This window comes from Alkalibacterium sp. 20 (assembly GCF_001885615.1).
In the GTDB taxonomy this organism is placed as follows: domain Bacteria; phylum Bacillota; class Bacilli; order Lactobacillales; family Carnobacteriaceae_A; genus Alkalibacterium.
In genome coordinates, this window is record NZ_LSRN01000024.1 from 1 (window position 1) to 14,220 (window position 14,220).

Genomic DNA, 14,220 nt, shown 5'->3' on the forward strand with positions numbered 1-14,220 from the left:
ACGCGGTATGAAGCAGAATTTCAAACAATTAAAAAACTCGACAAAGAAGGATTCAAAATAACCGTACTCTGTGATGTGTTAAATGTCAGTCGGGCAGGGTATTATAAGTGGCTAAACCGCAAACCATCCGAATCAGAATTGCGTCTGAGACACCTGATCACACTCATTCAAACCGTTTATGACGAACTTAAGGGAATAATATACGGTTATCGTCGCATGACGATTTACCTTAATCATTTTCTTAACGCCCAGGTGAATCATAAATGTGTGTATCGTTTGATGCGATTCCTCGGATTAAAAGCCGTTATCCGTCGGAAACGGTATACCTATAAACCGCATAAGCCCGCACATGTCGCTGAGAATATACTCAATAGAGAATTTCAAGCGGACTATAAAGCTATGGGAGTCCTGTTAACGGATATCACAGAATTCAAGTATGGCCAGCAGTCAAAAGCTTATCTCAGTGCGATTCTCGACTACTGAGAGAATCATATCATCGCGTTTAAATTATCTAAACGTAATAATAATGCGTTAGTTCATGATACACTCACTCAAATCGAGGACAGTCTCATCCCAACGAAAACATTATTGCATAGTGATCGCGGCTTCCAGTACACCTCACATGGATATAAACGCTTTGTCAAAAAAAACAAAATTATATAGAACATGTCCTGTGTCGGAAAATGCATTGATAACGGTCCGATGGAGAACTTTTGGGGTATTATCAAAGAAGAAATGTATCGGTTAACCACCTATGACACGTTTGAAGCATTAGAAACGGATATAGAACGCTATGTGGCGTTCTATAATACGAAACGCGTCACACTCAAGATGGGATTAAAAATTCCAGCATAAGAAAAAAGCCATGCATGAAAGTAATCATACATGGCACAAACTATTTTGTTTATTTACCTGTCTACTTGACAGGGGGCAGTTCATTGATAAGGGCCATTTTTCTGTTCTTTTAACGTTTACTCGTCGTCATCGTCTCCATCACCATCGTCAGACTCTTCGTCGTCTTCAGGTTCGTCAGATTCGCTTGAAGAACTTCGACCAGACCAGAAGTTTGCCAACTCTTTATCGGTTGCTTCGATGGCAAAATCATAAACGGTTGATCCAGGGACGTTATCAACTTTAAAGAGTTCAGAATGCGTTGAACCGGAATAATTAATGGTTCTACCACCTGGCGTTTTGACTGCTCCGGATTTCATGCCGGTATTTTGAATGACCGACTCCGTTGTTACCCCTGATGGAACTGGAAACTCTTCGTTGACTCCAAAGATGTCAGGATTCACTTCATACACAGCACTCATTAATTCTGCCCAGAAGTTACGATTACGACGGCTTGGATGGATACCGAAGTCATCGCCTAAGCTATATTCGTCATCACCATAGCCGATCCAGGTACCGAAACTGATACGTGGCGTACTGGCAGCATACCAGATATCCGCACGGTCTTGGGTCGTACCGGTTTTAGATATCCAGTCCGCATCGAATTGCAGCAGATCCATTGTTCCACGAGCTGTACCCTCAGTGTGAACATCTCTCAACATATCTACTAACAGATAATTGGTATCTGCTCCCCAAACACGGGTTTCTTCAATCTGGTGTTCAAATACAATGTCCCCATTGTTGTCTTCGATCCGTTCAATGACGTAAGGCTCGACGTGAACACCGTCATTGCCCATAGTAGAAAAGGCACTGATCAAGTCGACTGGAGGGATTCCTTTACTCAATCCTCCGAGAGCGAAAGAGGGATTAGTAAACTCTTCACTAGGAATCTGTACTTCGTCTAAGCCCATGCGTCGAATATATTTTTCTGAGATATTGTCATCTCTCATGGTCATGTAAATTTTTGAAGCAGGTATATTCTGTGAGACCGCTAACGCTTGTCTGGCGGTCATCCATTCGTTCGTAATGCGAACGGCATTGGTGACGGGATGACCGACATAGCCACCCGCACTTGAACTCCAGGTAGGGACGCTATATTCTGTATCTGGAATAATGGTGGCGGGTGTAATCAAACCGTGTTCAATTGCCGGACCGTAAACAGCTAAAGGTTTTATAACTGATCCAGGACTCCGGTTACTCTTGAATGCGACGTTATATTGTTGTCTGTCGTAATCAGTACCGCCTATAAATCCAAGGACACGTCCGGTCTGATTTTCGATCATAGCTCCGGCTGTATTGATTGGCACTTCGACCGTTTGCGTTTCACCGTCATCGTCTTCATAGGTAAATGAACGGGGATTGCCCAATTGATCTTTGTACTCCGCGGTGACACGTTCCAATGTATCATGAATTTCTTTATCAATAGTTGTGTGTACGCTATACCCTTGATTTCTAATAGCGTAATCTGCACGCTGTTTGTATTCGTTCGTTAACTCGGGATTTTCTTCCAGCATCTCGTCAGTGATTTCATCATCTCGCATGAATGCTTCTTTGAGCAATTCCTCTGATTCTTCGAGAGCTAGATCATAAACATATGAGTTATCATTGGTTTCTACGTTTTTCCTGTTGATGAAGTCCTGGGTAATATCATATGCGCGTGCTTCTTCGAATTGAGCTTTTGTAATATAACCTGCACGGTACATACGGAAGATAACTTCTTTCTGACGTGAGATACCTAATCCTTGATTTTCTTTAATTTCACCATATTGTGTATAAGGGCTAAAAATAATCGGACGTTGTGGCAATCCCGCTATGAAGGCAGCTTGTGGCAGTGTTACGTCACTCGCCGGCACACCGAAAATACCTTGTGCGGCTTCTTCAACTCCGGCAATGTTCTGGCCTTTATTGTTACGTCCAAAAGGTGAGACGTTTAAATAGGCTTCCAAGATCTCGTCTTTATCCACCTCGTTCTCCAAATGGTAAGCAAGCAGAATTTCATTTGCCTTACGCTCGTGTGTGGCTTCGGGGGACAAGATTTGCTGCTTGATCAACTGTTGCGTGAGTGTTGATCCACCTGTAGTGGTACTTGCTTCTGAGAGATCTTGAACGAGAGCGCGAGCCACAGCTTTGGGTACGACACCGTCATGATCGAAGAAGTGTTCGTCTTCTGTAGAAACCACAGCATTGATCAGCAGTTCTGAGACGTTTTCGACTGGTATAGGGGTACGAAGTAGGTCTGAACGGACATCACTAATGAGTGAGCCGTCAGCATAGTACATACTTGATTTTTGAGTATAATCATTGATTTGACCCATCATTTGTTCACGATCAGGAATTTCTGATCCATGAACGAGCGAGGCAAAATAACCGACTGCTGTACCTGCACCGAGCGAGCCGGCAATGAGTAATACAATTACGACCAGAATGATCAAAGCTTTAGCTACACGGTAAAAGATGTCGAAGTAATAGACAACGGATTGAAAAAGAGATGATTGTTCTGTTTCTTGGGTTTCTTCCGACTGTTTGAGTTCTTCATTTTCAGATCGTTTCATTATAGACTCCTTAATAGTGCATATAGTGATATGACTTGGTATATTATAGCAAAACCGAGATAAAAATAAAATGAAAGGCAAGGCATTCTTATAACTATTTTGGTATTGTGACCAAATTGTTAAGTCAATACACGATAGAATGTCTCTATGCGATGAGCGGTTCGCAGAAGATATAAGTGATCAGACCATTTCAGGAAGTTTTTCTCCTATTGCTCCCAAACGATTTCCAACGTCTTCTCTACTTAAGTTATGCTCTTGGACATAACGATTCCAAGGATGGATACGGCAGTCGTAAGAACAGCCTCTTAAATATTTGTGTTCATTTTCTTTAGAGGTAATATACTGACGGTTACATTCCGGATTGGCACAGTTTACGTAACGCTCACATGGTTTGCCGTCATACCAATCTTTTGCAACAATGTTTTTATCGACTTTATTGATATCAACGCTGATGCGTTCATCGAACACATACATCTTGCCGTCCCATTTTTCACCTTTTGTCTCAGGATCAGTACCATAGTGATGAATTCCACCATGCAGTTGACCCACGTCTTCAAAGCCTTCTTTCATTAACCAGCCTGTAAGTTTTTCACAACGGATCCCCCCCGTACAATAAGTCAAGACGCGTTTATCCATGAATTTTTCTTTGTTTTCTTTGATCCAGTCAGGTAAATCTCTAAAAGATTGAATATCTGGTCGAACAGCACCCCTGAAATGACCTAAGTCGTATTCATAAGCATTACGTGCATCCAGGACGATTGTGTTTTCGCCTTCCATAGCTTCTTTCCATTCTAAAGGATCCAGGAATTTACCAGTGACTAAACTAGCATCGTGATCTTCTTCTCCCAATTTCAATGAAACAATTTCCGGTCGGTAACGGACATACATTTTTTTAAAGGCATGTTCGTCAACGTCATCGATCTTGAAAAACATATCTTTGAAACGTTCGTCTAAGCGGACAGCTTCCATATAATCATCAGTTTGTTTGACCGTTCCTGAACAGGTGCCATTTATTCCTTCTTCTGAAACAAGAATACGTCCTTTTAAACCGATGTCTTCACATAATTTCATATGTTCATCTCTAAATCTTTCGGGATCTTCAATTTTTACGTATTTATAATAAAGTAGTACACGGTAATCACTCATCGTTCTTCCTCCTTGGATACAATTGAAAACTCTTTATTAACAAGTCTAATTACTACAAATTATAGTTGTTGACGGACTAAATTACAAGTAAACGGCATGCGCAGACTTGTGAAAGTTGCACAAGTGAAACGAAAGTGTAAACTAATTGAAATCATACTATTATATACAAATGGTATACTTTATTCTGTTAGGTTAGAGAACATGCTAACTTTTAGTCGGAATATATACTTATAAACACTTCAATCAACCACTCAATGGAGGGAATAACCTTTGAAAAAGAATATGATTATATCAACATTGACAACCACTTTATTATTAAGCACACTTGCTCTTTCACCCGATGTACTAGCGAATGAGTATGATGATGCCATTCAGGATAACTTAAATATAATAGAAGAAACTGAAAATAGTGTACATAATATAGATAGTACCATTCAGTCATTAGAAATTGAAGTTCAAAATACTGAAGAAGAATTAACTGCCATCACCAATGATATTACAGCCAATGAAGAGCATGTTGCAGAAGTTGTGGAGCGATTGGAAAAAGCTCATAATGAAATGAAAGACTTGCAGGAAGAAATTGCCGATTTGGAAGTTATCATTGAGAAACGTACTGAACAACTTGAGAAACAGGCAAGAAAAATTCAAGTGGATGGTCAAACGGCCAACTACATTGAATTTATTATCGATGCAGAATCATTAGGTGATATCTTGGGTCGCATCGATGTCGTTTCTAATCTTGTTGGCTCTAACCGCAAACTGGTTGAAGCTCAAGTGAGAGATAAAGAAGTCGTCATTGAAAAAGAAAACCAGACTGAAAAGACCATCGTTCAGCAAAATGCATTGGCTGCAGAACTTGAAGGTATTTCAGAAGAACTGGAACAGCAATCTTTAGAAAAAGAAGTTCTGGTTGCTCAAATTGCCTCAGAAAGAGCGACAGCTGAAGGAGATCGCCAGCGTTTCTTAACTGAGAAAGCAGAAGCTGAAAAAGCTGTTGTTGAACTGGTTGTTGCCAGAGAAGAAGCCGCACAAGCAGCTCGTGAAGCACAAGAGAGAAGACGTGCTGAAGCAGCACAGGCAGAGGAATTAAGACAACGTGAAGCTGAAGTAGTGGAAGCAGAAGTTTCCGTTTCATCATCTGAATCAAATCAGACCGCGCAAACAGTTTCGAACGTAACGGTTAACAGTACACAACCAACTGAATCGAGCTCTACTGCTTCAAATAGCAGCAATCAAGCGACAGTATCGACTAGTGAAGCTGTACAATCTTCACCAGAAACCAGCAAACCTAAAACTAAACCAACACCAACACCAGCACCTGCGACTGCACCAGCAAGCAATGGTGTGTCATGGGGACAAATCAGCTCTTATGCAAATGGCGTTTTAGGCACACCATATCTTTATGGCGGATCAACTACAGCTGCATTTGACTGTTCTGGTTTTACAAGTTATGTCTTCAGACAAGCTGGGGTTAGTCTTGCACGTTCTGCTGCCGGACAATATGCATCCTCACAAAAAGTGTCGAATCCGCGTGCAGGAGATTTAGTGTTCTTCTCTGAAAATGGAACACGTGTGAGTCACGTAGGGATCTATGTTGGAAACGGACAATTTATCGGTGCTCAAACGAGTACAGGTGTCGCTTACACGAGTGTAAATTCTAATTACTGGGGACCTCGTTTAGTTGGATACGGAAGATATTAAGAAAAAATAATTAATTTGAGAAAGACCATTCCACCTTGAGAGAATTAATCTTGAGGCAGGAATGGTCTTTCGTATTTTAATGGGAGGAAACTCGTCTCGTGACGAGTTTTTACTTTATTGAGCTAAGTCATAGGGGATAAAGGATTGAGCAGTACCAATGGAGAGCTCATTAGGATCACTCAAGCGCGGTAGTCATTTGAGCGATACCAATTGCAGACGAAATCGACTCAACTATTATTTTCTAGACAAAAAAGCGGTGAGCCTATCCCTGAAAAAGAATAGGCTCACCGCTTTTTCGGTAAATGATAGAGTTATTCTATTTAAACTCTGTCAGCTGTCAGAGCCAAATAGTCATCGATGTCCGTCAGTATTTCGTCGATCGCCGACTGCCAGAAAGTTGATTGCGTCAAATCAACACCAAGATGTTTTTCAGCCAGCTCTTCGGTAGTCATGCTGGCCGTGTCTCTAAGCAGATTACGGTAATCTGTTTCAAAAGACTTGCCTTCCTGTTTAGCTTTAGAGTAGATACCTAAACTAAAGAGGAAGCCGAATGTATATGGGAAGTTGTAGAAGGAAAGTCCCGTAATGTGAAAATGCAATTTGCTCGCCCAGAAGGTTGGATGATAAGTATCTAAGGAATCTAAAAAGGCTTCTTTTTGTGCTTCTTCCATGATCGTACTCAATTGATCTTCGTCAACTAATCCCTTTTGGCGCGCTTCATAAAAACGTTTTTCGAACAGGAAACGGCTGTGTATGTTCATAAACATAACGGCGGCTCGCGAAATTTTACTGTCCAGTAAAGCAATCTTTTCTTCATCGGAGGCAGCAGCTTCGACGGTGGCGTCTGAAATAAGTATTTCCGCAAAAGTTGAAGCTGTTTCAGCGACGTTCATTGCATAACTGCGGTTCAGCACCGGTAAGTCGCGCATGACATGACTATGGTAGGCGTGTCCTAATTCGTGAGCAAGGGTAGAGACGTTGTTGGCACTTCCAGAGAACGTCATGAAAATACGGGATTGCTTACTTTCTGGAAGATTGGAACAGTAAGCGCCTGGACGTTTGCTTTCTTTATCCTCAGCTTCGACCCAGCCTTCATCAAACGCACGTTGAGCCATCATTTGCATTTCTTGACTGAAGCTTCCGAAGTGTTTGGTGACAAACGTTTGAGCCTCGTCAAACGAATAGGTTTTGGGTTCGTAATTACCGATAGAGACCGGTGCAGTGACATCTGCCCAGTTCAATTTTTCTTTGCCCATCAAAGCCGCTTTACGATTCAGGAAGTCGACTACTTTGGGTTTGTTTTCAGTGATCGTATCCCACATGGTAGTCAACGTTTCTTCCTGCATACGATTATATTCAAGTGGTGGAGTTAAGAAGTCTTTTTCATTTCTTAAATCATACGTTTGAAGTCTGAAACCAGCGAGATGGTTAAGTGTATCAGCAAATAAAGGTGCTTTTTCTTTCCAGGCTTTTTCCCAGTCACCCAGCAGTTGCTGTCTGACCGCTGGATCTTCAGAACCCATCAATTTATTGGCTGCCTGTCCCGCTGAAAGATTAGTGGTTTTTCCGTCCTCTTCAAAAGGAACGTTCACACTATTGACGATGGTTTGATACATGTTACCAAAACCGTTCAAGCCGTCGAGTGATAATTTTTGAATGATTTTTTCTTCTTTTTCTGATAATAATTTTTGCCCTTTTTCTCTTTTTTCTTCTAAAGGAAAGGCACTCGTTTGAAAAGGTTCCGTGGAAACGAGGATGTCCCATTCTTTTTCAGAGACGTCTTTCAATTTTTTCATAAAGAGCGTTTCAACGGCGCTCATTTGGCTGCCTACCGTACTGAGTTGGTTCACGACTTTGGCAGCTTGCGAGTCTTTAGTGTTTGCTGAAAACAAACCGCGTGCAAAGGTGCCCGCTTCAGACAAACCATTGCCGATTTTTTCTCTATGTTCTAAAAATGAAGCAAGAGCGTTGAATGATGGAGAATCCTCTTTCGGATCCCATTCCTGGATTTGAGTCAGTGTTTCTTCAATCAAGGTATCCAGTGCTTTGATATGTGCTTGTAAAGTTTCTGAATGACTGCCCCCTTCAAAAACGCTGTCCATGTTCCAATTTAGTGATGATGCCATTGTTTTATCTCTCCCCTTAAAAATAGACTGATTTTATTGTATCGTTTTTTCCTTTTCAAATCCAGGAACATCAGTTAGAATAGATGTATTGACTAAATGAGGTGTAATCGAATGAATAAAAAAGTAAGACCAATAGATAATATTTATTTACTACTAGCTTTTGGCATGATGGCGCTCCTTTTTTACAGCACGTCCATGGGTTATGAAGATCAAAACGTTCAGCCTTTACTCCATCAATGGCTTGAAGGCGAACCATTAAGGGGACTCCTGGAAAGAGTCGGATTCATGTATGCCGGCAGCGAAATCAGTGTTGCCGCAAACGGGTACATAGGTTTTGTGGAATTTTTCATCAGAAAAGGGGCACACTTTGTTGCATACTTTTTACTGGGGTTATTCTGGTTCTTAGGCTTGAGAAACCGTGTGGACCAACCTTGGCTGACCGTGCTGATCGCGTTGCTGTTGTCAGCGGGGTATGCGTCGTTTGATGAACTGAGACAGGCATTCCATCCTAACCGAACAGCTTTGATGGAAGACGTGATGCTGGATACCGCTGGAGCGATAGTCGGAATCGCCACCGCTCTCTTCGCCAAACCCAAAGGCAGACGAAGGAAAAAAATGAAATTCAAATCTTAGTTTAAAAAGTTAGCAGAAACAAGTTGATTGACTGGAGTGAGTTGTAAGCGAACCCACTATTTTTCAGTAGTCTTGATATGAACAAGATTTTTGGTATAATAATAAGGGAAAACGTAAATCAAATTCAGGAAAGAGGAATTGTGATGGCAGGACATTCAAAGTGGAACAACATAAAACAGCGTAAAGGCGCTCAAGATGCTAAGCGTAGTGGAGTATTCCAGAAATTATCTAAAGAAATATATAAAGCAGCAAAAGATGGCGGAGCAGATGTGGAAATGAACGCATCCTTGCGTATGGCTGTTGATAAAGCAAAAGCCAGCAACATGCCGAATGATAATATCGATCGGGCCATAAAACGCGCAACGGATTCTGGCCAGGGAGCCAACTACGATGAAGTGGTCTATGAAGGGTATGGGCCAAACGGTATCGCGATACTCGTCCACACTCTTACAGATAACCTGAACCGTACCAACACCAATATCTATATTGCTTTTGATCGCAATAGCGGTTCTTTGGGCGAAAAAGGATCAGTCAGTTACATGTTTGACCGTAAAGGCTACATCGCGATCGACCGCGAAGGATTAGATGTCGATGAAGACACGATGTTGATGCATGTGCTGGAAGCCGGCGGAGAAGAACTGGAAACGTCAGACGAAGTATTTGAAATCTACACCGAAGCAACAGATTTCACAGCAGTGAGAGATGCAATGAAAGAAGCTGGATTTGATTTGGATCAGGCGGAATTGATGATGGTTCCCCAAACCATGTTACCTCTCCCTGAAGACAAAACCGGTATATTTGAGCAACTGATCGATGCGTTGGAAGATGACGACGATGTCAGTGAAGTTTATCATAACGCTGAACTTTAAAAAATTACGTTGAGTACAGAGTCATTAATTGAATACTTGAGAAAGCAACCTCTAATAAGTAGATAAAAAATATCTATTTACTAGAGGTTTTTTCGTGAGCAAAAAAATAAATGCACAATATAATAAGTAGTGAAAAAAATTAGCTTAGAAAGGGAGGATGTGATGGATACAGAATCATTTGCGACACATTTACTCACCATGGCCGATTCTTACCGAACAAGTGATATTCATATATTGCCCGAGCAGAAACATTATGATGTCTATTTCCGTCTCAATGGTCAGATGGAGAAACAATATTATCTGGACCGCGATGAGGGAACACGGCTCATTTCATATTTTAAATTTTTATCGAATATGGATGTTGGAGAAAGACGGCGACCTCAAAGTGGATCAACGACATTTGCCTTGAGTGAGAAAGCAATCGACTGCCGCTTTTCTACCATCAGCAATTACCAGTCGCAGGAATCTCTCGTCATTCGGTTGCTCAAGCAAAAAGATGAAGAATCATTTATCCCGGGGACTTTTTTTGCGCATGAGTGGGAGAAACTGGAAAAACTCGTTCAGGCGAAATCAGGATTGCTGTTGTTTTCCGGGCCGGTCGATTCTGGGAAAACGACGACGATGTATCACTTGATCAAGAACCGCATGCAGGGAGAAAAACAGCAGGTCATTACCGTCGAGGATCCTGTAGAAATAGAAGAAAGCAGCTTTCTGCAAACGCAGGTCAATGAAACTGCCGGCGTAACGTACGAACATCTACTGAAATCAAGTTTACGGCATCACCCTGACGTCATCATTGTCGGCGAGATACGCGATGAAGAAACGGCCAAAATGGTGATGAGAGGAGCACTGACGGGACATTTGATCGTCGCTTCCATCCATGCCAAAAATGCAGAAGGTGTCTTATCGCGCATGATGGAACTGGGAGTGGGGTTGCCTTTATTGAAACAGACACTGATCGGTGTAGCATTTCAAACCTTAATACCCCTGTATTGTCCGCTATGTGATGCGAATTGTCAGACGTACTGCACGCATTATAATAGGGGTGAAAAACGGGTCGCTCTGTTTGAAGTCATGACCGCCAAAGAACTCAGTTCGATGGTTGAAAAAGAAACTCATGCACACCTATCAGTAGAGCCGATCACCAGAGAATTTAATCACTTATTGAAAAAGGTGTTTGTTAATGGCTATATTACCGAAAAAACATACCAGCGCTATTTCATTCCTAACGCATAAGCAGACCATCAACCAAGGCCAATTTTTAAAGAGATGCGGTCGGCTGCTCCTCGATGGTTTTTCTCTTCAGGAAGCCCTGCTTTTCCTGGAAATGATTGTGGATGCAAAATCCAAGCAGATGGTTCAGATCATTCATAAAGAAGTGAGTCAAGGCACTTTGTTTTCGGAAGCGTTGAAGAAAGCCGGATTTCCTGACGAAGTATGCGCCCAGCTTTATTTTTCGCTTTATCACGGGCATTTAGCTGAAACGGCCATGAATGCAGGGAGTCAATTGCTGAAACGAGCAGAAAAGAAGAAAAAAATAATGGCCCTCTTGCACTATCCGGTTATCCTGCTCTTTTTCGTCACTCTCATGCTTTTAGCGATGCGGTTTATATTGATCCCGCATATCAGCGAGTTGACAGCTGTGCAGGACAACCAGCTCGATTTCGGCACCCGTTTCATTGTCGCAGGCGTTTATCATGCGCCGACGATCCTGATCGTCAGTGGGGTTTTGTTTGCATTAAGCTTGAGGCTTCTAATCTACAAAGGAAACACGATGACCCCGCTTGCGAGACTGATATGGATCACCCGCTGGTCGAAGTCATCATTGTTCCAATTGTACTGGAGTCAATTTTTTTCAAACGAATGGGGGTTTTTGCTCAAAGGAAACAGCAGCTTGTTCGAAGTGGTGACGATTATGAAGCAAAATGCATTATCACCTTTGATTACAGAAGTGGGTGAATATATAGAAAAAGAAATGAAACAGGGAAAGTCTTTTCACGTCAGCTTGCAGAAATTGAATTTCCTTAAACAGGAAGTCATGCTTGTGGTCAAGCAAGGCGAGCAGTCAGGACATTTAGGACAGGAGCTGGAGATGTATGCCAGAAGCTGTGAAGAGGAATTTGATAAAAACATAGAGCAGCTGATGAACTGGATTCAACCCATGATTTTTATTTTTGTGGCCATCATCATTGTAGCGATCTATGCGGCCTTATTGCTGCCAACCTTTAGTGCACTACAAACTTTTTAAGAAAAGAGGAAAAAACATGAAACAGTTAAACACATGGATGAAGAGAGAAGACGGGTTCACTTTGATCGAAATGTCATTGGTATTGTTCATCATCTCGGCCCTTTTGCTGCTTTTCGTACCCAATATAGCCAATAGACAGACTGATGCAAACAAAACCAGTGATGAAGCGATCGTTACCGTTTTGCAGACCCAAGTCGACATGTACACGATGGATAAAAAGGGTGCGCCAGCTACGTTCAAAGAAATGGAAACGAACAAATACTTGACGGCAAAACAAACTGTAAAAGCTGAGAATGATTTTAATTTAAATGCTGGTATAGTAACGCCAAAAACAGCTGCTCCTGATTAGAGTGGCAAAAGATGATTTCTTATAAACAGCTAAAACAAGACAAAGGCTTTACACTGATTGAAGTCCTGCTGGTTTTGTCGCTCGTCTCACTGCTTGCGACCTTTCCAGTTGTGCATTTTACCCAAATAAAAAAAGAAACAGAAACGCAATTGTTTTTTGAGTCATTACGCTCCAGCATCACCTTGATTCAAAGCGAAGCCATCGTGAATCACCACTGGACGAAAATGGAAGTTCGTCCGACCAACCGGCTGATCCGCTTTCGAGTGACGGGAGCGGACAATACAAAGCATCCTGCCAATCATATTCTGTATTTACCAGAATCTATCTCATTAGTAGGGACAACGAAAGATTATTCTTTTTCAAGCGGATCAGGAAACCTGGGAAACATCAACGTGATATATTTCAATACGATCCACGGAAGAGTGAGCGTGAGTTTTCAGATGGGAAGTGGCCGATTTGTCATTGAATAAAAAGAAGGAACAGGGTTTTGTGATGATAGAAAGTATAGTGAGCCTCAGCATACTGGCACTTTTCATAGGGGGCGTTTTTCCGTTCAGCCTGGAGTTGCTGACCATAAGAGAACAGGCAAAAGTGGAGATCGAATTGAGTCGGTTTTTATATGAAAGTGCTCTGTTTTATGACAGGATGGATCCGAAAAACGAGTATTTCTCGTCCGGAAGAGTAACAGCTAACAGCGTTACAACCAATAAAAGCATTCACCTCTATGTTGAGGATAAAGAGGTCAGAAGCATCGGCTTTTTGTCAGCAGAATGGTGAATAAAATCAAAAGGGAAGAGCAGGGGTTTTCGTTATTAGAAGTGATCATTACCTTGAGCATAGTGAGTAGCTGTGTCCTGCTGTTTTCATTTGCCATATCCCAAATAGGAGCCACGCGAGCTGCAGTCAAGGATGATCGTCAAATTGAATGGCATCTGTTTATCAATCAATTAGAGTTTGAATTGACTGGAAGCGAAGATGTGAGAACGAGCAGAGATAAATTGACATTTGAAAGGTTTGATGTTGAAGAACAGCTAGTAAAAAGCATAAGTTATGAGCGCTATTACAAAATCATCAGACGGCAAGTAGGTTCCAAGGGGCATCAGCCGATACTCCTGGAAGTGTCCTCAATCAATTTTTCGCTTGTTGAACAGACTTTAGAAATAGACGTTGTGTTCAACAATGGTGAAACATACAGTGCTAAATTTAGAGTAAATGAAGAGAGGAGTAGATGATGATCAACAAAATCAGTCACAATGATGAGGGGAGCCTCCTGCTTTCCACGTTTCACTTACTCCTTTTCATTTCGTTCTTGATCATCTCGCTCACAGCGATATTGCAGCATCAAATGATGCAGCTTCAGCAAATAAATCAATCGTACGAGGCCAAAGCACTGATTGAAGTCAGTGAAGTCTTTCTTCGAGAGAGGCTGGAATGGGAGGACATTGAAACGGGAACGCTCTATTTCAATGAGGGCAGGGTGGATGTAGCAAAAGAGACCGAGACACTGTATACACTTGTTGCCACCATGCCTAACCATTACACGAGCAGACGATCGATCGAGATTTCATCTGTTGAAGATATGGAGGAACTGGCAATTCAAGAGTCAGACGAAAAACTTAGCAGCGAGGATTCTAATGTTGAACCAGTCAGTCTGGATGCATTCGATTTTTCGGAAGAGGAATAAATAGAATGAGAAGAGCTGGAT

15 protein-coding genes are annotated in these 14,220 nt (G+C 41.8%); 12 read left to right on the top strand and 3 right to left on the bottom strand.

Annotated elements, in window-relative coordinates:
• Positions 1-483: IS3 family transposase (locus tag AX762_RS12565; RefSeq protein ID WP_143139289.1), on the top strand; the 483-nt coding region annotated here is incomplete at its 5' end.
• Positions 484-666: 183 nt separating this feature from the next.
• On the top strand, positions 667-855 hold the full coding sequence (locus AX762_RS12570; protein WP_143139290.1) for an IS3 family transposase: 189 nt from the start codon (positions 667-669) through the stop codon (positions 853-855).
• A gap of 116 nt (positions 856-971) precedes the next feature.
• Here AX762_RS12570 and AX762_RS04620 read toward each other — a convergent pair whose 3' ends face one another.
• Positions 972-3,443, bottom strand: a complete 2,472-nt coding sequence (locus AX762_RS04620) for a transglycosylase domain-containing protein (protein ID WP_071847989.1) — start codon at positions 3,441-3,443, stop codon at positions 972-974.
• Positions 3,444-3,623: 180 nt separating this feature from the next.
• The gene (locus AX762_RS04625; RefSeq protein ID WP_071847990.1) at positions 3,624-4,589 is read right to left on the bottom strand and encodes a rhodanese-related sulfurtransferase; all 966 of its coding nucleotides are present in this window, start codon (positions 4,587-4,589) and stop codon (positions 3,624-3,626) included.
• A 270-nt stretch (positions 4,590-4,859) separates the two neighbouring features.
• On the opposite strand from AX762_RS04625, the gene AX762_RS04630 reads away from it, so the two are divergent.
• On the top strand, positions 4,860-6,290 hold the full coding sequence (locus AX762_RS04630; RefSeq protein WP_083432798.1) for an NlpC/P60 family protein: 1,431 nt from the start codon (positions 4,860-4,862) through the stop codon (positions 6,288-6,290).
• 320 nt (positions 6,291-6,610) lie between these two features.
• On the opposite strand, the gene AX762_RS04635 is transcribed toward AX762_RS04630, so the two are convergent.
• Positions 6,611-8,416, bottom strand: a complete 1,806-nt coding sequence (locus AX762_RS04635) for a M3 family oligoendopeptidase (RefSeq protein WP_071847991.1) — start codon at positions 8,414-8,416, stop codon at positions 6,611-6,613.
• A gap of 111 nt (positions 8,417-8,527) precedes the next feature.
• On the opposite strand from AX762_RS04635, the gene AX762_RS04640 reads away from it, so the two are divergent.
• The 9 genes from AX762_RS04640 (at position 8,528) to AX762_RS04680 (ending at position 14,199) form a co-directional block, all read left to right on the top strand.
• Positions 8,528-9,049 (top strand): VanZ family protein, encoded by a 522-nt coding sequence (locus AX762_RS04640; RefSeq protein ID WP_071847992.1) that lies wholly within the window; start codon positions 8,528-8,530, stop codon positions 9,047-9,049.
• Positions 9,050-9,192: 143 nt separating this feature from the next.
• Complete coding sequence (locus AX762_RS04645; RefSeq protein WP_071847993.1) at positions 9,193-9,918, top strand: YebC/PmpR family DNA-binding transcriptional regulator; 726 nt, start codon at positions 9,193-9,195, stop codon at positions 9,916-9,918.
• Between the two features lie 162 nt (positions 9,919-10,080).
• Positions 10,081-11,154, top strand: a complete 1,074-nt coding sequence (comGA, locus tag AX762_RS04650) for a competence type IV pilus ATPase ComGA (protein ID WP_071847994.1) — start codon at positions 10,081-10,083, stop codon at positions 11,152-11,154.
• On the top strand, positions 11,102-12,166 hold the full coding sequence (gene comGB, locus AX762_RS04655) for a competence type IV pilus assembly protein ComGB (RefSeq protein ID WP_071847995.1): 1,065 nt from the start codon (positions 11,102-11,104) through the stop codon (positions 12,164-12,166). Before comGA ends, comGB begins: the two co-directional genes overlap by 53 nt.
• A 16-nt stretch (positions 12,167-12,182) precedes the next feature.
• Positions 12,183-12,515: a competence type IV pilus major pilin ComGC gene (gene comGC / locus AX762_RS04660; RefSeq protein ID WP_071847996.1), complete on the top strand. Its 333-nt coding sequence runs from the start codon at positions 12,183-12,185 to the stop codon at positions 12,513-12,515.
• Positions 12,516-12,526: 11 nt separating this feature from the next.
• Positions 12,527-12,985 carry a competence type IV pilus minor pilin ComGD gene (gene comGD, locus AX762_RS04665; RefSeq protein ID WP_071847997.1) on the top strand — a complete coding sequence of 153 codons (459 nt, stop codon included), beginning with the start codon at positions 12,527-12,529 and terminating at the stop codon, positions 12,983-12,985.
• Complete coding sequence (locus AX762_RS04670) at positions 12,972-13,292, top strand: type II secretion system protein (RefSeq protein WP_071847998.1); 321 nt, start codon at positions 12,972-12,974, stop codon at positions 13,290-13,292. Before comGD ends, AX762_RS04670 begins: the two co-directional genes overlap by 14 nt.
• Positions 13,286-13,747: a competence type IV pilus minor pilin ComGF gene (gene comGF / locus AX762_RS04675; RefSeq protein WP_071847999.1), complete on the top strand. Its 462-nt coding sequence runs from the start codon at positions 13,286-13,288 to the stop codon at positions 13,745-13,747. Before AX762_RS04670 ends, comGF begins: the two co-directional genes overlap by 7 nt.
• Positions 13,744-14,199, top strand: coding sequence for a hypothetical protein (locus AX762_RS04680; protein WP_143139292.1), 456 nt, complete (start codon positions 13,744-13,746; stop codon positions 14,197-14,199). Before comGF ends, AX762_RS04680 begins: the two co-directional genes overlap by 4 nt.
• Positions 14,200-14,220 lie beyond the last annotated feature (21 nt).

Coding starts and splice junctions, on each gene's coding strand:
- AX762_RS12570 (WP_143139290.1), top strand. CDS start 667: ATGTCCTGTGTCGGAAAATGCATTGATAACGGTCCGATGGAGAACTTT.
- AX762_RS04620 (WP_071847989.1), bottom strand. CDS start 3,443: ATGAAACGATCTGAAAATGAAGAACTCAAACAGTCGGAAGAAACCCAA.
- AX762_RS04625 (WP_071847990.1), bottom strand. CDS start 4,589: ATGAGTGATTACCGTGTACTACTTTATTATAAATACGTAAAAATTGAA.
- AX762_RS04635 (WP_071847991.1), bottom strand. CDS start 8,416: ATGGCATCATCACTAAATTGGAACATGGACAGCGTTTTTGAAGGGGGC.
- AX762_RS04640 (WP_071847992.1), top strand. CDS start 8,528: ATGAATAAAAAAGTAAGACCAATAGATAATATTTATTTACTACTAGCT.
- AX762_RS04645 (WP_071847993.1), top strand. CDS start 9,193: ATGGCAGGACATTCAAAGTGGAACAACATAAAACAGCGTAAAGGCGCT.
- comGA (WP_071847994.1), top strand. CDS start 10,081: ATGGATACAGAATCATTTGCGACACATTTACTCACCATGGCCGATTCT.
- comGB (WP_071847995.1), top strand. CDS start 11,102: ATGGCTATATTACCGAAAAAACATACCAGCGCTATTTCATTCCTAACG.
- comGC (WP_071847996.1), top strand. CDS start 12,183: ATGAAACAGTTAAACACATGGATGAAGAGAGAAGACGGGTTCACTTTG.
- comGD (WP_071847997.1), top strand. CDS start 12,527: ATGATTTCTTATAAACAGCTAAAACAAGACAAAGGCTTTACACTGATT.
- comGF (WP_071847999.1), top strand. CDS start 13,286: ATGGTGAATAAAATCAAAAGGGAAGAGCAGGGGTTTTCGTTATTAGAA.
- AX762_RS04680 (WP_143139292.1), top strand. CDS start 13,744: ATGATGATCAACAAAATCAGTCACAATGATGAGGGGAGCCTCCTGCTT.